This is a genomic window from Hyunsoonleella flava (assembly GCF_004310325.1).
GTDB lineage: Bacteria > Bacteroidota > Bacteroidia > Flavobacteriales > Flavobacteriaceae > Jejuia > Jejuia flava.
This window is the reverse complement of sequence record NZ_SIRT01000008.1, coordinates 1-22412: the sequence shown is the minus strand read 5'-3', so window position 1 is coordinate 22412 and position 22412 is coordinate 1. Positions and strand designations below refer to the sequence as shown.

11 protein-coding genes are annotated in these 22412 nt (G+C 35.9%); 1 reads left to right on the top strand and 10 read right to left on the bottom strand.

The window, feature by feature from the left end; translation table 11 throughout:
- Positions 1-63: 63 nt before the first annotated feature.
- The 9 genes from EYD45_RS10240 to EYD45_RS10200 all read right to left on the bottom strand — a co-directional run bounded on the left by EYD45_RS10240 (position 64) and on the right by EYD45_RS10200 (position 19154).
- Complete coding sequence (locus EYD45_RS10240; RefSeq protein ID WP_130964456.1) at positions 64-1614, bottom strand: T9SS type A sorting domain-containing protein; 1551 nt, start codon at positions 1612-1614, stop codon at positions 64-66.
- 111 nt (positions 1615-1725) lie between these two features.
- A complete protein-coding gene (locus tag EYD45_RS10235) occupies positions 1726-2685 on the bottom strand; it encodes a hypothetical protein (protein WP_130964455.1) in 960 nt (319 codons plus the stop codon).
- Between the two features lie 18 nt (positions 2686-2703).
- Complete coding sequence (locus EYD45_RS10230) at positions 2704-3792, bottom strand: PKD domain-containing protein (protein WP_130964454.1); 1089 nt, start codon at positions 3790-3792, stop codon at positions 2704-2706.
- Between the two features lies 1 nt (position 3793).
- Positions 3794-5353 carry a sulfatase gene (locus tag EYD45_RS10225; RefSeq protein ID WP_130964453.1) on the bottom strand — a complete coding sequence of 520 codons (1560 nt, stop codon included), beginning with the start codon at positions 5351-5353 and terminating at the stop codon, positions 3794-3796.
- Between the two features lie 30 nt (positions 5354-5383).
- Complete coding sequence (locus tag EYD45_RS10220; RefSeq protein WP_130964452.1) at positions 5384-7756, bottom strand: alpha-L-rhamnosidase-related protein; 2373 nt, start codon at positions 7754-7756, stop codon at positions 5384-5386.
- A gap of 16 nt (positions 7757-7772) precedes the next feature.
- Positions 7773-10982, bottom strand: coding sequence for a family 78 glycoside hydrolase catalytic domain (locus EYD45_RS10215; RefSeq protein ID WP_165453921.1), 3210 nt, complete (start codon positions 10980-10982; stop codon positions 7773-7775).
- A 77-nt stretch (positions 10983-11059) separates the two neighbouring features.
- Complete coding sequence (locus EYD45_RS10210) at positions 11060-13531, bottom strand: family 78 glycoside hydrolase catalytic domain (RefSeq protein ID WP_130964450.1); 2472 nt, start codon at positions 13529-13531, stop codon at positions 11060-11062.
- 16 nt (positions 13532-13547) lie between these two features.
- Entirely contained in the window at positions 13548-15884 is a 2337-nt protein-coding gene (locus EYD45_RS10205; protein WP_130964449.1) for a glycoside hydrolase family 78 protein, read from the bottom strand.
- Positions 15885-15887: 3 nt separating this feature from the next.
- Entirely contained in the window at positions 15888-19154 is a 3267-nt protein-coding gene (locus EYD45_RS10200; protein ID WP_130964448.1) for a family 78 glycoside hydrolase catalytic domain, read from the bottom strand.
- 174 nt (positions 19155-19328) lie between these two features.
- Between EYD45_RS10200 and EYD45_RS10195 the strand changes: the two genes are divergently transcribed.
- A complete protein-coding gene (locus tag EYD45_RS10195) occupies positions 19329-20219 on the top strand; it encodes an AraC family transcriptional regulator (protein WP_130964447.1) in 891 nt (296 codons plus the stop codon).
- A gap of 4 nt (positions 20220-20223) precedes the next feature.
- Here EYD45_RS10195 and EYD45_RS10190 read toward each other — a convergent pair whose 3' ends face one another.
- A complete protein-coding gene (locus EYD45_RS10190; protein ID WP_130964446.1) occupies positions 20224-22140 on the bottom strand; it encodes a hypothetical protein in 1917 nt (638 codons plus the stop codon).
- Positions 22141-22412 lie beyond the last annotated feature (272 nt).

Below are 22412 nucleotides of genomic sequence, written 5' to 3'. Positions count from 1 at the left end.
AAGAGATAACGTTATTAATCGTATTTTTAGCAAAAGATGCATCCTTATATATTTGTAATACATTTAATTAATTATTATTTTTTTTGTGGTATTATTAACTCTAACAATGTAGATACCTGTAGTCTTAAATTGATGTATTGGGATTGTGGTTTGTTTTGAAAACACTACAGTATCATAAATTTTAACCCCTAAAAGGTTAAATACTTCTATTTTTGATTCGCTAGATGTGAGTGTTATATGAATATCCGAATTTGCTGGGTTAGGATATATTTCAAATTGCGAACTATGGTTTGGAGAAAATTCAGAGGTGGACAGTTGGTTTTGATAATAGGTATCCAACTGCGTAAATGCAGTCTTGATTTCTGCTGGAGTTCCATATAAAAGAATACTTTCTTGACGAAATTTTTCATAAACTCCTGGATTTGTAGCGGATAATATAGACCTGTCTATAAGACCTTTAAATCTTTTTCTAAAACCTATCCAAGACATTGTGGGTGTTCTATAAGGAATATCTAAATAAAAATTTTCTAATGTTCTGTCGTCCCTGTATGCTTCCGACCCATTCGATTCATTAACACCAACAACATCAAAAGTGTTTATATTGGTATCTGGAAGGTAAAAACCTAAAGCATGACCATTATTTTCATCATTGGAATCTGCTACAATAAATCTTAGTTTATAGTTGGAGTTATCGCCATTGAAAGTCCCTTGACGTTCCACTATTTCCCAAGAGTCATCATTTTTTTGAGCATATCTGTAAATCGGGTTCCATATCGCTACATCTGTTCTTATACTCCATGAATAGCTAACATAATTTAAATTAGTGGTACTTCCGGGGTGAGTGCCCACTGGAAATTGAGTAGATATATCATCTTGGAGCTTTTCAGGACTCCACTTGCCAACAGCACTCAAAGCGGATGTGTTAAATTGTCTCATGGCTGAATTGGGTAGTGTAGAAGAACGAACAAAACGATATTCTAAATAATGTCTTATGGCTGGTATATCTAAATTTATTGTGTTTTTTACATTTTCGTATTCACAATAAAAATCAAAATCACTATGAACTTCAGCAGCTTGATGTGTAAAAGTTCTACCATCAATTACAACAGAAAGATTTTCTTCCTCAATATTATCTTGATCACTATTGTTATCTATGATGTGTGGATGATCAGGAACAATATTTTCCCATCGCGTATAGTCAAATTTCCCATCACCATTATATAAAGCGCATCCTCTTGATGGGATAACAATTTTACCTTCAGTAGTTTTTACCACTTCACATACGGTTCCACCTTCATCACTAAATCCTGCTTGGGTTGGATTATATTGCCCCCCGCGAGCCAAATCTCGAATTGATGATTGTCCACCACGACCATACTTTTGTGCCTGAACACCCATGGTGTTTCCGATTCCTGGAATACTAACTTCGGTAATATAACCACCGCCATTGCTATTTACTCCTAAAATAAAATTACCAGATTTTATGGTATCTGTAATTACTCTTCTTTTTGTCCAATTGTCTGCAAGTATTTCGAAACTTTGAGCATAAAATGATTTAGTACAACATACGCTGATAAGTATTAATAAAAATTTTATGAGACCTTTACTTTCCATATTTATATTATTTTTAGTGTTATATAACTATTGATACCAAGCCTTTACTTTCATGCTTTAGCATTATTTTGAAACAAAAACCATCGTCTTCAATTTCAATAAAAGCTATCATTATTTACTTTTTATTGATTCATTTAAACTATAAATGCTTTTTCTAATAGTATTCAAATTACCCACAATTAAATAATAGTCATATTCATAAACTGTGTTTTTATTGAATGTTGCTTTATTTAATGGTGCCATGTATGATGTTGCGCTGTCATGTGCTTCATAACCTGGATCTTTTGCCATTCCAGCTAAAAAGTTTGTGCATATAGGTGCATAAACCCCTATTCCCCATAAATCATCATTCACAAAAGCCATCCAATTTTCGGTAACCATATTATTTTTATACTTCCCCCAAAAACCACTGCGTAGATTTATTACTTTAGGTTTATTTAACGGTGCGCCAGTAAACGGTTTATCCCCAAAATAAGAGTATAAATTATTTAGGGCAGATATTGGATAAACAGCAGGGAGTTCCTGATTGTGAGCTTTTCCTTCACCATAAATAGTATCTGTTCTATGGCATGTTAATTTATTTCGAACTTTAATAACATTACCTTTTAATGTTGTCCATTGTTCCATGATAGCCTCTGCAGGTTTATTTTTCATATCCCACAACATAGGAATACATTTTACATAAAGTGTATTTCCTTCTTGTTTGTATTCTAGAATTTCTGCACGATTTTGATAACAATCACCGACTTGAATGGGATTCCAAGACCAAGGAGACCATGCTTTTTTTTGCCCTTCATTTTGCCTATTAATAATTTTACCACCATAATATGATTGCTGAATATATCTGCCCTCATCATGAACGTTTACAATATTTCTATCTACATCAGATTTTGAGATATACGCAATAGCTCCTCCTCGAGTTAAATCTAATTTTAGGCGCAATGAGTCATTGCTCAACTCCATAAAGTTTGGAATAGTAGGATTGACTGATGCAGATTCTTTTTGTGCATATGAATGATCAGCAAGGGACAAAATCAACAGTAGAATAATGTATACGTTTAATTTGATCATAGTAAAAATTAGTTCAGCTTATTTAGTAACCACATCCCAAACTTTTGAATGTATTGATTTTCTATCTTTATTTTCTACAGTGAGGACAACCGTCCAATGGTCGGAAGTTTTGTATTGATGAACTGGATTCTGTTCTTTAGAGGTAGTTCCGTCTCCAAAATCCCATGTCCATTTTTCAATGGTACCCAACGATTCATCTTTAAATGCGAAAATACGCCTGTCTCTATCTACCTCAACAAAAGACCAATTAGCTTGTAATTTTGGTTGCAAGGGTTTTATTAATGGCATTAATCTGAATACATTCATATAGTCGCCATCATGAATCATTTTAATATTATGCGCTAGGTTTATAAAATCCTTTCTTTCCTTATTGTCATCATCATAATCAAGAACGCTCCAAGACAATGCAATAATTTCATTTTCTTTTAAGGTAGAAACTGCTGAACGATTAATGCCTTCAATAGCGGCATAGTCGAATGGCGTTATCCAAAATTCCAGTTGAAGTTTACCTGATTTACCTTGCTCTAAATTGTGCTTATAAGCTGCATTGGCATAAGGAAAGTCTTTAATCCATGGCGTATTTCCCCAGACCATAGCCCAATCCTTATTTACAGCGGGAATGAAAACATGGTAATTTTGCGCATGTGCTCCATGTCCTCTAAAATGTAGTTCTTCAATTGGTATATTTCTTTTGTTGGCGTTCCACTTTTTTATAAAATTACCTCCAGAAACATCGGCATCTACCACCAATTCAAAAATATCTTGCTTAATATCCAATTGCTCGAATTCCCAGAAATCATCAAATACCTCAAGATAGAAATATAATCTATTCAAGTCTTTTACCCATCCCACCTTAACGGTGATATCCAAATCTTTTGCATCAAGATTAAACCCAATACCATTGATAGATTCTTTCATTTGGTCCAGACCTATGGCATAGGTGCTTGGGACTAAATTCCAATCAGAAAAATCTCCATCTATTCTTGGCATTTTGTTCTGTGGAAATTGAAATATGGGATAAATCGTATCACGACTAGATTGGGCATAAGACTTTAACAAACCAAACCCAAAAACTACAATCCATACAAAACAAAACAGTAAACGCATTTTATTTTTTATTATGTTCAATTCTTTTTGCAACACGCAGTCCTCCTTTTTGAATTCCTATTTCTTCTGGATGGTATTTTTGGGGATCAAAAGCAGGATTTATAATGGGAAGAACAGCGTTAGCATCCTTTAGATGTTCTTCGATTAAAGTATCTAGTTTTTCTACTTTTTCTGGATACTTCGATGCTAGATTATGTACTTCTCCGATATCTTGTTTTAAGTTATATAAGAAATATTGATGCTTAAAATCTTTTCCATTATGAAAAACACGTATTAGTTTCCAGTCTCCATCATGAACCGAAACGGAAGGTGGTAACCAATTTGGTATTTTTGGATTATGGGGAAAATAGGTGATGATTGGCCCTCTGTCTTGATTTTCGCCTTTTAAGGCTTTCGAAATATCTACACCATCAATTTTATGTTTTTTAGGTAATTTAATTTCCAACTGGTTTAATATGGTTGGATAAAAATCGGTGGATTGAATCATAACATCTGACCTTGATCCTGGCTTTGTCAATTTAGGCCATACAATTACACAAGGCACTCTTGTTCCTCCTTCATAAATGGTTGCTTTTCCTCCACGTAAAGGACGATTACTTGTAGGTTCGGTAATAAATTCTTCTCCTAATTTGGAGGTTTCACGAATTCCATTGTACATGTTTCCTCCATTATCACTAAAAAAAACGATGGCTGTATTGTCGCTAATGCCTAATCTATCAATTTCATCTAATAAACGACCCACTGCCTGATCTAAAGAATGTACCATAGCTGCATAAGTTGGCGAATGCTGTAAATCTGTAAAATCAATTTTAGATTGGTAATATTTTATCAAACTTTCTTTGGCATCAAAAGGAGCGTGAACCGAAAATTGCCAATAATTCATAAAAAATGGCTTATCTAAATCTACTGAACGCAGCCAATTGATGGCTTCGTCTGCCATTCGATCTTCAATATGTTCGTTCTTGTATTTTGCTTTGAATTTTGGATATTTCCACGGAGCTACAAAACTACCTGCTGGTCCTGGTCCTGGCCAATGTGGTATATCTACATCATAACCATGTTGAATTGGAGTATAAGGTTCTCTACCCAAATGCCATTTTCCAAAATGTGCTGTTTGATACCCTTCTCTTTTTAAAAGTTTTCCTAGAGTTGGTAATATGGTATCTAACCTCGTTACCGGTTTACAAGCAACCGATTTAAAACCAGGTGCTGCTTTCGGAGCCACTGATGCTTTTAATCTTACCTTCGGTTGATGTGCTGCAGGAGAGGTAATTCCTGTTCTTGCTGGAGTTTGTCCTGTTAAAATACTAGCCCTTGTTGGTGAACATAGTGGACTTGCAGCATAGGCTCTGTTAAAGGTAATACCTCTTGCTGCCAACCTTTCTAGATTAGGCGTTTCATAAAGTGTTGTTTTTGCGTAGAGTGTTACATCTGCCCAACCCAAGTCATCAGCCAAAATAAACACAATGTTCATTTTATTACTATCAGTATTTTGTGCTCTAGAACAAAAAATGATAAAAACGATACTAAATAAAATGAAAAATTGTTTTCTTGTTCTCATAAGAATATTTTATTACTCGCTTTTAAAACATTATTTATAAATAGCCCGAAAATTCCAATTACCTGATGACACTTTAAATTTCAAAAATTGATCATCTTGATCAACATAACTTAAACCTTTGAGTAGCTTCCTTAACTTACCTCGTTTCCAAACCAGCTTACCATCAACAATAACTTCTTCAATTTCCTTACCTTCTTTCGGCACTCCAATGATTGCTATCGTGTTTTCTGGAGACTCTAAGTCTAATTGATAGATATTATCGACAATTTCTAAATCAATCGCAATCGTTCCCTTTACCGTTGGAATTACTTTTTTTAACTTCTTGAAATGCACCATATTTGGAAGTATTTGATATTCACTCCAAGCTAATTTAGTTGGTTCTACTCCTGCTATGTATTTCGATAATATTTTATTAGAACCATTCCATGCATGATTGTAACTTCCTCCTCTTGGGAACATTTCATATAAGGTGGACATCGATTTTTTATCAACCTGACTTTGGTACTGTGCTTTCATGCGTTCCAATGATGCCTTGTATCTACCTGCAATACACATAGCTTCTTCTGCTATCCACTCGAAGTGCGGACTAGAATAACGATTTGGAATCAATACATTATCTACAATTTGATTATAATATTCTGGATTTGCAATTCCTGAAACTATAGCAATCGCATTAGCTCTATCATCTTTTAATTTCTCTGCATTAGAACTATAAAAACCATTTTTCCAATACGCCTTCTCAAATGCAGGTTTCATGGTCTTCATACGCGCTTCATACCATTTGGCATGTACATCTTCTCCTAAAACCTCTGCCATCTTTTTAGCTTCTTTTAATGCTAAATAATAGAAAGCCATTTGTATAGGTTGTTTGTCTTCGGTCATTTTAACACCCCAATCTACCCAATCCCAAGAATCTGGACTTTTACGCTTTCTATATTCTGGCAGACCATTCTCTAGCATTGGAAATAATGCCAAATAATCGTAAACAAATGGATATACGTTTTGCAACGTTTCTTTATCTCCTGTATTTAAATAATAGGGCCAAATACCTTGTGCGATGAACTGTAAACTTTGCGTCACCAACTCGCGCACACGTAGTGGTCCTAATGCCCCAATAACACCATCTTGACTAAAGGACATGGTTTGCAAAATGGCTTTTTTTAATAGCTGACGCCCCGCATCATCCATAGCATAAAACAAATAGCCTGTTTGGTCGGCTACATCGCCAATCCATAAGGCACGTTCTCTATCTGGACAATCCATAAAATTATCGCGAGCGCACACAAACAATGTGTTGTTACCCATCCACCACAAGCGGTTATAAAACGGATCGTCTATTTCAAATTTACCAACCATTTCGCCTACACTCATCCATCGGTACTTTAGTGCTTTTACTTTTACGCCCTCTGGAATGGCATAGCGGATTTCATTACCATTCATCCAAGAAAAGCTCTCAAATTTCTGAGTTCCTGCTCTGGTAATATATGTTGCTGTAATTTTATTGAGTCGATTATCTGTAGTCACAAAAATCGTGTCTCCAGCTTTTGCTTCTACTTCGAGATAAGGCGTAATTTGTTTGTTGAAAGGTAGTTTACAAGCTATGGTTTGTCCAGTGCTTACAAAAGGGAATTGTAAGTCATCATGATTCTTATAATTCTGCAATCCGTGGTTTACCAAAGGCGGAACAATATTGGGTTCTAAATTGTACCATGGTGCAATACCTGCACTTCCTTTTTCTGTTGCGTTTGGCCAATTACTATCATCAAAAGTAGAAGTGTACCAAGCATTTTCAGACCAATCTTTCATCGCTTTTTGTGCATTAAAATGCACAGGATATTGCACCAATGCTTTACTTGCTGGTAGTATAGTATTGTCGTAAGCTGGGTGTTGAATCGCTTTCCAAGATGCATCAGAAACTAGCTTTTTGCTTCCAATTTGTGCCGAAAACAGCAAACCGCCTTTACCACTATCAATGTGGGTACCTTTGTGTGTTTCGCGTCCCCAATACCAAACTAAAATTGCTATTGTATTCTTCCCTTTTTTTAAATAGGGTTGAATATTTACAGTTTCAAACCAAGAGTTTGCTGGTGTGATTTTCTCTTTTCTATTCCAATCTCCTGCCTGACTTGGCCCTCTTGAAAGTCCTCCTTCAAAAAGTACCATTTCTCCATTAATCCACATCCAAAATTTGCTATCTACAGCAATATGAGCTTCAAGCGTTTCTGGAATTTCTTCAAAAGCAATGGTTTTTCTAAAACTCATCCACGTATTAGAAGGCCCATCTTCTTGTTGCCAAATCCATTGTGCGCCATCCCAATCTGGCGGGGTAGTTGCAAAGGTTATTGAGGTTGTTAAAATGATAACGAAGAAAAACCAAACGCTTCTGCTATTTTTTTTGTTCATTATTTATGATTTATAATTACTTTCTATTGTTAAAAATTTTAATTTCTTTGATTGATGGTGCTTCTTTTGCATCTTCAATAAATAACCTGCATTTTGTAGATGTAACCGCATCGAATTGATGCGTTTTGCTAGCTCCACAAGTTGCTCCGTTTGCAATATCCTTCCAAGCTCCATTTTCCAAATATTGTAGTTTGTAAGATGTAATATTTTCTTCAAATTCATCAACAATAACTTGATTGAATGCCTGTGGTTTTACCCACTCTACTTCTAGATACTGATTCTTTGTTTCAGTAGCCAACCAACGTGTTTCTTCATCTTCATCGTTAGACCTAAAAGCTTCAAAGACTGGTAGTTTTTCAGATTGAATGAACATCGATGAGGCATTCATCCTGCCTAATTTTGCTAAATTTTTTAAATTGAATAAGGGTTCAGGAAACTGTGTTTTAGGCAATTCATTTACTTTAAAATTATACACTCCAGAAGTTACATGATAAATCACATAGTTACCGACAGCATTACTTTTTTCTGTTCCTAGAAATTCAATATGTTCTGCGTTTTCTGCTAAAACATCGCTCTCTTGTATGGCTTCTTTACTTATGGCAGGCAGATAGACTTTTGCTGTTGTGTTTATAGGTACTTCAATATGAAATGTAGCTCCTTTACCTTCTTTTATCCAGTTTACAACCACATTTCCATACATGGATTCGTATGATGTGTTTGCATAGGTTAAATCGCCCACGGGCGCAGGTTTAATAATAATATTTTGCATGCCTAATTGTTCTGGATTTGGACGAATACCTCCAAAACCTTTTATAAAATAGCCACCAATTCCTGTATAGCAAGTATGTATTTGACTATTGCCTATGGCAGACCAACGTTCTGGCCAAACGGTTTTGCCTTGTTCTAAAAAGTAACCGTAACTTGGATGGTGTTTGTCTCTTAGCAATTCATAAACTAAATCCATGCGCTCGCCAGATTCCGTAAAATAACGTGTATATAGTGCTTGCCCAGAACTTCCTGTATCGTAATATGGGAATTTATACAAGACATTATCGGCTAAATTGGCTTCTACTTTTTCCTTTTCTGAAGCTGGTGTAACACCCGATAATAGCGCAAACGCTTGATTGACTTGGATGCCATCTAAATACTTACCTGTTTCTGGATTGTAAGACAATTTATGAGTAACCCCTCGTTGTACTTTTAATCGCTCTTTATAAATTTTAGCATCTTCTGTTTTACCCAAAGTAGAAGCAATATTCATCGCATTATCTAGCATAAAGGCATATAAACAGTTGTTAAAATGTACTGCTTCTGGAGAATTACTACTCGTCCAAAAGTTCCCACGAGGTGTGCACCAATCGCCTAAACCTGGAAACTCCCGTAACCCTTGTCTCCCTGCATTTATAGCGCCTCCTGTTTCGAAATTTGAATGTTCAAAAATCCAGTCCATCCATTTTTTCATGGATTCGTAGTTGTCTTCCAAGACGCTTTTATCACCCAACATACGGTAGGTTTCCCATACGGTTAAAGGGCTGTTCGCTTTCCACATTAAAAACGGACGATCTTCTTCGTTTATCACTGCACGTATTTTCCCATCAGGAAATTGTGCATCTCTAGTATATTGTAAGTATTGGTCCATGTATGCACCACTTTCAAAATTAGGAAGCGCATCGCCATACATGGCCGCTACTGTAACTTCTCCCCAACCACGACGTTCTCGATGCGGACAATCTACCAAAATTCCGTCCATGGTATTTGCTAAATAGGTGTTTAAATTAACTTGGTAAATTTGATTGAGTTGTTCGCTAGAGGATTCGAAACTACTTATTTGCTTACGATCATTGGTAATCACATAGCCTTTTGCATCTTCTACCTTTGGCTCATATTTTAAACCATATACCGTAATCCATCGTCCTCCCGCAACATTAAACCGGTTTTGGAATTTTCCTTTTCCCGATTTACCATAGATATATTTACTTTTTTGATTCCAATTCATAACCACCTCCGTTTGATCACTAATTTCAAACAAAATAGAATCGCCTTCCTTTCCTTGGTAAAGATCCATTTCAAAAAAACCGGTATAGTTTTCGCCCATATCAATGCGGTAAGTACCATCGTTGTTTTTATCAATAGCTATAGCCTTTATTTCCTTAAATTTTACTTGGGGCTCTACCATTTGTGCGCTCAACTCAGCCTTTATCGGACTATACAAGGCTCGTGTTTCTCTATTTTTACTGCTGTTTATGGCAAAAGCGACATTATTCCCTTCTGGAATTTCGGCATTCAGCACCTTATGGTCATAAACACTAGCGTTCATCCAATTGCTATCGTCATAAGCTGGAGTATTCCAATCGTCTTCACGTTTGCTATCATCAATAATTTCGCCTCCAAAACGCAAAATATCCCAGTCGCCATAATACGAAGTGTAACTTGATTTTGTTTTCCAGGTTGTATCTGTTTTTAACGTAATTTTTTCTCCACCCGCAACAATTTCTGCTTGCGCTTTAAATACAAAGGGGATAAGGCGATACTCTCTAATTCTTCGCCAACGCGACCAACCTGCTGCATGCCATACAGCAATAACATTATCTCCTTTTTTGAGTTTATCTGAAATATCGTAGGTTAAATACGGAATCCTTTTTTTCATGTATGACGACACAGGATTCATTACGTTTTCGGTGATTTTTTCTCCATTTACATACAATTCGTGATACCCAAATGACCCCACAAATACGAATGCTGATTCAGCATCTTCTTTTAATTCGAAATTCTTTCTGTACCAATTATGATCGGTTTTTTTCTGATCTGATTTTAAAATCCAGTTGCCTTTCCAATCGGATTGCTGTAATAATCCCATCGAAAATTGAGCAGGCTCGCTCCATTTTGAAGCAGTACCCTCTTTATCCCAAATTTTTACTTTCCAGAAATACTGTTTTGCTGAGGCTAGTTTCGCTCCCTTGTATGTAGTATTTACAGATTGGTCTGAATTTACTTTTCCAGAATCCCAAGTATCGCCAGTATTACTTTCTAAATTTTCTAAACTGCTAGCTACTAAAATTTGGTAAGCCGTTTGTTTTTGTCCTCTTACTGGATTTTCTTGAGTCAATTTCCAACTCAATCTAGGAGCCGTATTGTCTATTCCCAAAGGATTTACTCGGTATTCACAACGTAAATCTTCTACGTCTACCGTAGTTTCTTTACAAGAGAATAAAGAAATACAGAGCATAAAAGAGAAGAATAATTTACTTAAAAGTTTATTACTTCTCTTAAAAAAAGATACCTTGTTTTTATTTGCCTTCATAATTATTTAATCTTGATTACATATTCGCCCGAAGTTAGTTCGAAAGAATTCTCTTTTACTCGTTTTTTATTTAGTTTGATTTGCTTTGATGTATACATTGGTAATTGTACTAATGCAGTTGCATTTTCTGGAATAGTAATAGACCATGCTATTGTTCCTTTATCATTTTTCCAATAACTTTTAATTTCTCCTTGAGGCGATTTATGTGACACCTCACACCATTCTAATCCTTCTAAAAAAGTAGGTTTTAAGTAGAATTTTTGAAATCCCGGGTGATTTTCATTAGGACGAATTCCACCTAAACTTTCATGAAAACTGGCGGCAAAACCACTATTCATTGGGTGATTAAAAGAATTACGATGATACCTTTCTTGTTTGTTCCAATTGGCAATATGCTCTGGCCAAGTAGTTAAACCATGTGTTTGAGTTACAAAACCCAAACTAGGAAAATCAGTAATCTTCCACAAGTGTTTTGTAATGTTACTATGACCAAAATCATTCAAAACCGTGTACAACGGTCTGTGTCCAAAAATACCTGTAGTATAGTAGCCTTTATTCTTTTCCATAATCAGTTGTGCTAAATTATCAGCAACTAATTGGGATTTCTTTTTAGGAACCAACCCTGAATATAAGGCAAATACATTTCCAGTTTGAGATCCATAAGAGTTGGTTTCTTTATTCAAAAACTTCGCATTAAAAGCATTTTTTACTAGAATCGCTTTTTGATCGTATGTTTTCGCTAGTGATTCTTTATCTAAAATTACTGCTATTTTTTTCATGGCAACTAAAGTTTGATAGTATAGTGCGGTAGAAGTTAAAGCTGGTGCTGTATCCATATTTGGATTTCCTCCTGGTGGACACCAATCTCCAAATCCTCCATTGATTATTCCTTCTTCTTGTACTTTTTCATCTAGATAGCCCATCCAGCCTTCCATCATGTTCCAAGCATCTTCCACTATTTTTTTATCACCATAATACACATAAGAAAACCAAGGAATCATTACTGTAGCCGCTCCCCAATCGGGTCTTGCTTGTAAACACATGCGTTTTCCCACTGAAATATTTGCAGGAGCTCTAGAGTCGTAAGGAAAAGGATCTTTAAAATGCGCTTTCGATTTTCCAACTACGGTTTTTGTATCATTAGAAGTTTTCTGCCATAACCTTTTTAAATCGAAATTATAACTTGCTGCCTCTGCTACCACATAAGCATCGCCCATCCACGCACAACGTTCACGATGAGGACAATCACTTAATAAACCTTGCAAATTATCTTCAATGGTCCACATAGAAACCTCATAAAATTTATTGATTTGTTCATTAGAACATTCAAAACTTCCTATACGCTCCACATCAGTTCTTACCAACCAACCTGCAAACTGATTTAAACTTGGGTTTTTGGTCAAACCTTCGATTTGAACGTAACGAAACCCATGATAGGTAAAACGAGGTTCCCAAGTTTCTTCGCCATCTCCTTTACAAATGTAAATATCGGTTTGTGTGTTACCTACAACGTGAATTCCAGTAGATGCAGGATCAATATTCCGTTTATCTGGCATTAAATGCTCTGAAAAACGCATTTTAATTGCTGTTCCTTCTTTTTCTTCAACATTAATTTGCAACCAGCCTGTCATGTTTTGACCTAAGTCAATTATCCAGCCTTTTTCTGCTTGTAAAATCGCTGTAGGATTTACTTTTCTAACCTTTCGCATCGGCTCCAACTCTTGCTCAATCAAGTTGGTAGTTGGCGCTTTCATTAATTCTACAGCATCCCAAGAAGTATCATTATAGCTATAATTAGACCAATTTTTTATTTCTTTTCTAGCATCATAGGTTTCGCCATGATATACATTATCAAAAAGTATCGGACTGCTATGTGCTTTCCAACTTTCATCTGTGACAACTTGCTTTGTTGTTCCGTCTTGAAAAGCGATATCAAGCACCATAATTGCACGAGGTTTTCCGTAAGAAAGTCCGGGAGAAAATGCCATATTTTGACCATAAAATCCATTACCCAACATAACACCTAAACTGTTGTTCTTTTTTAAGAGTGATGTTACATTATGACGCACAAAAAAGGCCTGTTTTTCGTAAGATGTTTGCGCAGGATCAAGTACGCGATCCCCCACTTTTTTACCGTTTAAATGCAACTCGTACAATCCTAATCCACATATTACGACTTCAGCTGAAGCTATATCTTTTTCTAAAGTAAAAGCTTTTCTTAAAAGTACTGAAGGATGTGTTTTACGAGGTGTCATCTTTAATTCTGCCTCAGTTGGCTCCCATGTATTGATGTTCATTGGAGGTTGGTTACGCATTACACCTCTTGCAGACCACTTTTCTGGTCGACTGTCTTTTGTGTATCCAATCCATTTTGCTTTATCCCAATTGATATTCTCATCAGTAGACTGACTAAAAACCATTTCGGTTTGTAATACCAAAAAAGGTAGTGCAATTAAAAGAAGTTTTAATTTCATAATATCCTATAGGATTTTACTCCAACTTTTTAATTCTCAAATTATCAAATAAATTCTCATCATAAGAACTTGCTAGCATCACATAACCTTGGTGTTTTTGGTGAGTAATCTTTACAATGGTATTTCCATCAACAAATGCCTCTACTTCGTTATTCTTCAAGTTCAACTTTAAATTATGCCATATATTACCGTTAAAACCGTCTATAACGCCTTTTTCTAGTTCTTGCTGGTTAAACATAAGTTTCCAGTGTCCATTCTTTGCTACCTGAAAACGATAGCCTTTTAAATAACTTCCTTTAACACGACCACCTAATTCTACATTACCTCCATTAATAAATACATCGACGCTACAGGTGTAATTTTCCCAATTAACGTCACCCACTAACGTATTGGGCTTAATGTTTGAGCGTCTATAAACCCGCATCCAGTCATAGCCCTGTTCTGGTACAATTTGCTTTAAGCACTGCGAGCCATCTTCTTTTAAAGCGATTTCAAAACTTCCGGTTTGGTCGGAATGATATTTAGGAAGATCTCCTACTTTTCTATCTTCATAATCTTCCACATAAGGAAATGGAAATGGAGTTTCCTTAGGAATTTTATAGGCACCCTTTTGTTGCCCAGAAGTTGTAGTTATTGAATAAATGCATTTTGCATCTAATGAAATTCTAAGAACACCTTCTTCTGGAGTTAAGGATTCTTGTTGAACGAACTGTTCATTTTCATCCGACTTCCAAACATTGACCGTGTCCAACGACAATCCTTCTTCTATTTTGACTTCTATTTCCTCATCAGTTTCTGTACAAATAATCATGCTCCAATTTGAACCATCTTTTTCTTTTAAAGCCACAGAACTGCCTTTGTAGGTAGCACCATCAAAAAGACCACAAGCACTATTTAGGTATTGCCAATTGTGAGGCTCTGCAAACTGAGTGGTATGTGCTGTAGCCCAAATGGTTGGCCATACTTCGTAATATCCACTCCAGGGGCTATTGGCTTTCATAGCTCCAGCTTTATCCCAAGTTACCGATTTGTAAATAGATCCTATGGGTGCCCATATTAATGTTTTGGTTATGCGGTCTCGGATATAAAATTTATTGTAAATACGTGCCAAATTTAAGGCTCCAGCACCGCCCCAGTCTTTCCCTGTCCAGCTCCAATCTTCACTGGCCCATAGAGGCTTACCAGTATTTTTAGCTTTTTCTGTAGTTGGACGTCCGCGTCCATCCACCATATTTTCATTAAACTCTCTACCAGTAACATAGTGGTAACCCACCGCTTCAACAACGTCGTTAAAGGCCTTGTCGTTTTCAAATTCGTCAAATATTTTCCAATCACCACTATTATCATCAGGCCCCTGAATTTTTACATTGCTATAACCTCGGGCATCCAATAAAGGGCGCACTTCATTTACAAGCCAATCACGATTGGTATAATTCTCGTTTTCAGCAGCGGCCACCCAATCTATATCCAATTCCCATTGTTTTTTGGCCACATCCAGAAAAGTAACGAAATACTCTGCTGATTCCTTCGTGAAAATATTTAGTTTTAAATAATAAGGGAAGCTCCATGGGAGATACTCTAAAATAACGTTAGGATTCCTATTTTTCGCCTCTTTCATGAACCAAAATTCATACCCCCTTGATACAGGATTTTTTAACTCTTCTCTTGTAATAGCATGTGAAGGTTCTGAACCACAGGTTGAATTTTCACCACCACCCAGTTCTACTTTTAAGTGCTGAAATCCAGCACCAAATTTAGGCTTGAACAACATATCCAATATCTGACTGCGAATAGGGTCTTTATAATCATAGAGCAAATCTGTTGAAGCACCTGCACTTACGCCGCCGATGCCTTCAAATGTTCTTCCTTCGTCATTTCCACTTAACGTAATTTGTACAACACCATCATTTTTTGGAAATACAAAAGGCTCAAATGGTGTTTCAGGGTTTTTAATATCTCCCATTTCAAACCATGCAGGTTCGCTATGCGTTACCCCTCTATTATTGCCCCAAGCTGTTACTTTCCAATACACACGCTGACCTGGTTTTAGAGGCGCACCGCAATATTTAAAAGGACCTGTTTCTGATGTACTTGTTGGTCCTGTATCCCAAATATCTGGGTATTTAAGTTTTTCGATAGAGGATGCCATCATGATACGATATCCTCCTTGTTTTGGGCTCTTTTTATCACCAATAAAGGTCCAACTAAACTCTGGTCGCGCATCAACCACACCCACTGGGTTTACCTGTCCGTTACATTTTAGGTGTTTTATTTCAGTGGCAAAACTTGTGGCACTAAACAGCAGCGAACAGATTAATGAAATTATCCTATAACCCTTTTTGAAGTTTTTCATGACTTAGCTTTTTTTGTAATAAATTTCAATTTCTGAAATTGCTGGCTTCTCTTTTGACTCTTTAATTAAAACTCTACACTTTGATGCGGTAACCGTTTCAAAATTATATGCCCCATTTGAGCTCATCGTTGTTACGTTCGACAAGTCTTTCCAGCTTTCATTTTCAAAATATTGCATCTTATAATTTAAGATGTTACGCCCTTTTTCTTGAATAACCATCTGATTAAAGGTTTGTGGTTTAAACCATTCTACTTCTAACCATTCATTTGATGCTGAACTCGCTTTCCAGTGCGTTTCTATATTTTCGTCATTAGCTCTAAACGCCTCAAAAACGGGTAGCTTTTCAGATTGAATGGTCATAGACGAAGCATTCATTCGCCCTATTAAGGCTAAGTTTTCTGGCTTATTTAATGGGTCAGGATAAGCCACTTTTGGTAATTCTGAAACTTTAAAATTATATGTTCCAGCACCTACTTTATAAATCACATAATTACCAACAGCATCACTCTTTTCAGTACCAACGTATTGTATACCTTTAGATTTTTCTGCTATATTTTCACCTTCAAAAACCACTTCCTTTTTAGTCGCGGGAATGTATATTTTTGCTGATGTATTTACTGGAACTTCAATATGAAATGTGGCGCTTTCTGCTTCTTTTTTCCAATTTGAAACAATAGTGCCGTACATAGATTTGTACTCCGTATTTGCAAAAGTTAAATCGCCAACAGGTGCAGGCTTTACAATAAAATGTTGCATCCCTAAATGCTCTGAATCTGGACGAATCCCTGCAAATCCTTTTATAAAATAGCCTCCAATACCCGTGTAACAAGTATGTATTTGGCTATTCCCGATAGCAGACCAACGTTCTGGCCATACGGTTTTACCTTGCTCTAAAAAGTAACCATAACTTGGGTGTCGCTTGTCTTTAAGTAGCTCATAAATTAAATCCATACGCTCTCCGTGTTCTGTAAAATAGCGCGTGTACAAGGCTTGCCCAGAACTTCCTGTGTCGTAATACGGAAATTTATAAAGGACCTGATCTACCATATTGTCACACACCTTTTGCTGTTCAGTTTCAGGAGTGACTCCCGAAATTAAGGCAAAAGCTTGATTGACCTGATGGCCCTCACCGTACTTCCCTGTATTGGCATCATATATTTTTTCGTGAGTCGCTTTACGTTGCACTTCGAGACGGCTAGCATACATTTTAGCATCTTCTTCTTCACCTAAAACTTTAGCTATTTCTAATGCCGACTCTAACATAAAAGCGTACACACAATTGTTAAAATGTTCTGATTCTGGCGAATTACTGGAACTCCAAAAATTACCCCTTGGCGTGCACCAGTCGCCTAAACCAGGAAATTCAAGTGTGCCTCGTTTCCCTATTTTAAGTGCACCTCCTGTCTCATAATCAGAATGTTCATATAACCAATGCATCCATTTTTGTAAGGTTGGATAATGGTTTTCTAATAATTTTTTATCGCCTAACATTCTGTAAGTTTCCCAAATAGTAATTGGGCTGTTTGCCATCCACATTAAAAACTCAAAATCATCTCCGTTGATTACCGCTCGCATTTTACCATCATCAGCTTGCGCATCTTGCATAAATTGTGCGTATTGATTCATGTACGCACCACTTTCAAAATTTGGTAAGGCATCCCCATACATTGCAGCGACAGTTACTTCTCCCCAACCGCGTCGTTCACGATGTGGGCAATCTACCAGAATACCATCAATAGTATTGGCGATATAGGTGTTTAAATTAATTTGGTAAATTTTATTTAGTAATTGACTAGAGCTTTCAAATTGACTAATTTGCTTTCTATCATTAGTAATTACATATCCTTTAATATCTTTTAATGCTGGTTTGTAGTTTATGCCGCTAATGGTTACCCATCTTCCTCCTGCTAGGTTAAAACGGTTGGTAAAGTGCCCTGTTCCTGATTGGTCAAATATGTATTTACTTCTTTGTTCCCAAGATGTAACGACCTCTTTATGGTCGGCAACTTCAAAAGTAACTGTATCGCCTTCCTTTCCATTAAAGAGATTCATTTCAAAGTACCCAGTATAGTTTTCGCCCATGTCAATTACATAGTTGCCATCTTCATTTTTAGACACCCCTATCGGGTTTACTTCTTTGTACTTCACTTGTGGCTCTACCATTTGCGCACTTAAGGTTGCGGTTATCTTACTTGTAGGCGGGTTAGCATCGGTACTCGGTGCTCGTACAGCTCCTTTTGGACCTAAATTTATGTCAGCCACCTCTACATCTTGCATGTCTTGTTCATCAAAAACAACCGCATTTTCCCAATTACTATCATCATAATCTGCAGTATTCCAATCATCTTCACGAAGTCGTTCATCAATAATTTCGCCACCAAAATCTAAAATATCCCAAGAACTATAATAAGCACTATAGCTTTTTTTACTTTTCCAAGAAGTGTCTGAAACTAAGACTATATTTTCTTCACCTATATCAATATTAGCCTGGGCTTTGAATACAAAAGGCGGGTCAAAATAAGCTTTTACACGTCCCCATCTTGCCCAACCTGCGGCATGCCAAATACCAATAACATTATCGCCTTCTACTAAATAATCGCTTATATCGTATGTGAGATACGGCAAGCGTTTCTTCATAAAAGAACTTACAGGATTCATCACCTCATCACCCACTTTTTTACCGTTTACATACAACTCATGGTAGCCAAAAGAAGCCACATAAACGAAGGCTGATTGCGGTGTTTTATCCAAAGAAAAAATCTTTCTATACCAATTATGGTCTTTTTTGTTTTGATTTTTTTTGTAAATCCACTCGCCTTTCCAATCCGCTTCTTTTAACAATCCCATTGAAAAATGTGCGGGTGCGCTCCATTGAGAATTATTATTTGAACCATCCCAAACCTTAACTTTCCAAAAATATTGTTTTGAAGACTCTAAATTGGCTCCATTATATTTTATATTAACCGACTGATTGGAGTTTACTTTTCCTGAATTCCAAACATCAGCAGTATCTTCTTCAAGTTCACTCAAACTACTTGCTACTAAAATTTGAAATGCCGTTTGTTTTTGACCACGAGTTTTGTTTACATCAAATAGCTTCCAACTCAATCTAGGTGACATATTATCTATACCCAAGGGATCTGTACGGTATTCACATTTTAATTCTGAAATTGTTAAACGCGTTTGCTCACAAGACAAGCATAACAATACAAACGTTAATACTAGCAATAAAAATGAATGCGAAAATGTGGTGGTACGCAGTGATTTCATCTGATGTTTAGTCTAATTCGTTAAAAGAATTAATAAATAAAGTAAAAAGCATTGTAAAATGTATCATGCTCTCTCCTGAAAGGCAGTATTAAATTATTTATTCTCTTTGTAAATTTCTTTCATTTATTTTTAATTAACAATTGACAAATTGATATATTAGTTGCACAAAATGATATGAAAAATAAATACAGAAAATACCTAATAACCTCTGATAAAGATGCATTATGGGGGTTTTACATCAACAATTTAGGACGAAATGTTATTGAAAAACATTCTGAATATCCTTCTAAAGACCATCCAGATCAATATATATTTACATGGGACAAAGGACGTGTTTTAGATGAATTTCATGTGGTTTTAATCACTAAGGGACAGGGTATTTTCGAAAGCAAAGCAACTGGACAAGTAAATGTATCCGATGGTGATGTGTTTTTATTGTTTCCGGGTGTTTGGCATCGCTATAGACCTAAAGTAGAAACAGGTTGGACCGAGCGTTGGGTTGGTTTTTCTGGGCATATCGCCAAACAATTTCTCTCTAATGGTTTTTTTAACACAGACGAACCTATTATTTCAAAATGTAATAAACCATCAATTTTAAATCATTTTAATGCACTGTATAAACTTTATGACGAAGAACCTTATGGTTACCAGCGTTTAGCATCTGGTATTTGTATTCAACTTATGGCAGATTTGTATAATATTAAAAGCGGAGGAAACAATATAGACAGTCTAAACTCGCTGGTTTCCAAAGCTAAAAGCATGATGTATAAAAACATCAACACAACTATTGATTTGATGCAAATTGCTTCTCATTTAGGAGTTAGCTATTCTAAGTTTAGAATCAATTTTAAAAAACAAACAGGACTTTCTCCTCTGCAATACCATTTATTGTTAAAGATTGAAAAATCTAAAGAGTTATTGCTGAACTCCAATAAATCTCAAAAAGAAATTGCTTTTGAATTAGGCTTTGAATCTGATGTTTACTTTAACAGACTATTTAAGCGAAAAACTGGTTTAGCTCCCGGTAAATTTAGAAACCTAAGCAAAACCAGTTATAAAAAATAATACCTTAACTTACTGTTATTGAAAGAAGCAATTCTTTTTCTCCTTCGTTAAAAAACACTTCAAATGGAATAGCTTCTGCACCAGGAACCATATTGAAGGTTCTTTTACCTTTAATTTCTTTGGTTTTAATTGGCGCGTTTGCAGAAATAGTAACTAATCCCTCTGGTTTTTTAATGGTAATTTCTGTATCACTTACTTTTGTAACAACCTCACTATTTGGAGAAATAATTGGTAGTACAAATGCTGTTGGTGCTGTAATATTTTGCTCAGTTGTTACTTTAATGTTTATTTCATTTTCCGAACACGTGTAGCCAATTTTGAAATTGGATGCCGTTTCTTCTACAATTGCTCTTTCTACATTTTTTAAAGCTACATTAGCTAATAATTTAATAGTTCCGTTTTCATCTTTACTTTCAACAGTAGCTGGTAAATCGTATAAATTGGTATACCATTTTTCTTCTTTAAACGTTTCTATTCTTGGTGTAAATGAAATATCTTTATTAGGTTGTACTTGCTGATTATTCTTTTCAACTAAAGCGTATTCTGCCATACTTGCGGCACATAACAAACCAACTTTATTGTGATATAAAACCCCTAAAGCGCCACCAGAAGCTTGACGATAGTCATCTTTATAATGGTACTCCGCATCGTAGGCACTTATAGTTCCTCTCCAATCGCCTCTTGCAAAGAGGTATACATCTAAATCTTTAAAATGTTTTACGCCATCTGCAGTAGTTCTTGGCAATGCCGCTTTTTTATTAATTTCTGGTAAATGATCCCAATGGTCTAATAATGCTGCTAAGGGTTTTGCGTGGGTAAACGTATGGTGTACACATGCAGGAATGCCAGCCTCAATAAAACCTGGACCACCATGAATTAATCCATCTGCAGTGCAACGTTGTAATAATTCTGTGTTTTTTACAGCTGCTGTTCCAAATGCTGGATTTATGTGTGCCATCATTCCGAATGCAGGTTGACTACCATCACAAGTTCTACTGCCCCAATAACTCCATTTGTACATTCTATTACCCCAGCTGTTATCCCAAGCACCGTCGGGTAACATAAATTCTAAATGGCTATTTAGAGATTTAGTTAAGATTTGTAATAACTCTTCGTCTTTTTCTTTGAGCGAATACATTACTAAACTATTCAAAGTCTCCTCTACGTTATAGCCTAAATCAACACCGTGTAGGCCTTTTTCGCTTAGTTTACTAGAGCTCTTTTTACATTCTCCAAATAGCAGGCCTTCATTTGCTGTAAAGTACGCTTTTACTTGAGATGCTAATGTTTTACTCTTGGCTTTTAAATCGTCTCTACCTAAAACATTACCTATTAAATTTAATCCGTAAACTGCTGTTCCTGGATAATTTATATTTGTAAAATCTATGGTAAATGTATCGTAAATATATTGTCCTGCTTTTTCTAAACGCTTTTTCCAAGCTACATAAGTATCGTCATCTAAAACATGACCATGGTAATGCAATGCTTCAGCCAAAGCAATGGCTCCAAAAACAGTAATACCTTTCCACGATTTTGGGTTTCTTATTACGGTCCAAGCACCATTCTCTTGAGACACATTATTTTCAGCCCAAAGCATGACTAATTTAGCACCTTCTAAATATTTTTCATCACCAGTTTTGTCTGCCATATATAAAAACGGATAGACAGCGTCCATACAACGTCCGTGAATATGAGAACAAGATGGGCAGCCTAAAGCGCCGTGTAGCTCCAAGTTTGATGGATTGTTTATTTGCACTTTTAACATGCCATCACTCCAATCCTTTAACAAACCTGAAATTAGGTTTTTAAATTCTAATGAATGTTCTGGATGACTTTCGCAGGAGCTTAAAATACCTGCTATTGGAAGTGATAATCCTACTCCTGCTAGAGTGGATAATTGTATAAAGTTTCGTCTTTGCATTTTAGTTGTGTTAAATCATTGGAAAGTTATTTAAATGTGAATTAAAAACTATCCTGTTTTGTCCTGAGTTTTGATGATAATATTTTTAGAGGCTAATTTTTTGAGGCTTTTTTGTTTAAACCTTAAGATGCTTTAAAAAGATAAAACTTTAAGGTTTAGCCCGCGTATTCTATGATTCGACCAAAAAAAATTTGTTAAAATTTAAGCTACGAACCTTAATGTATCCACATAAGGTGTTTGTCTTTGTATAACCGCAAAGATGCGAGCAATCA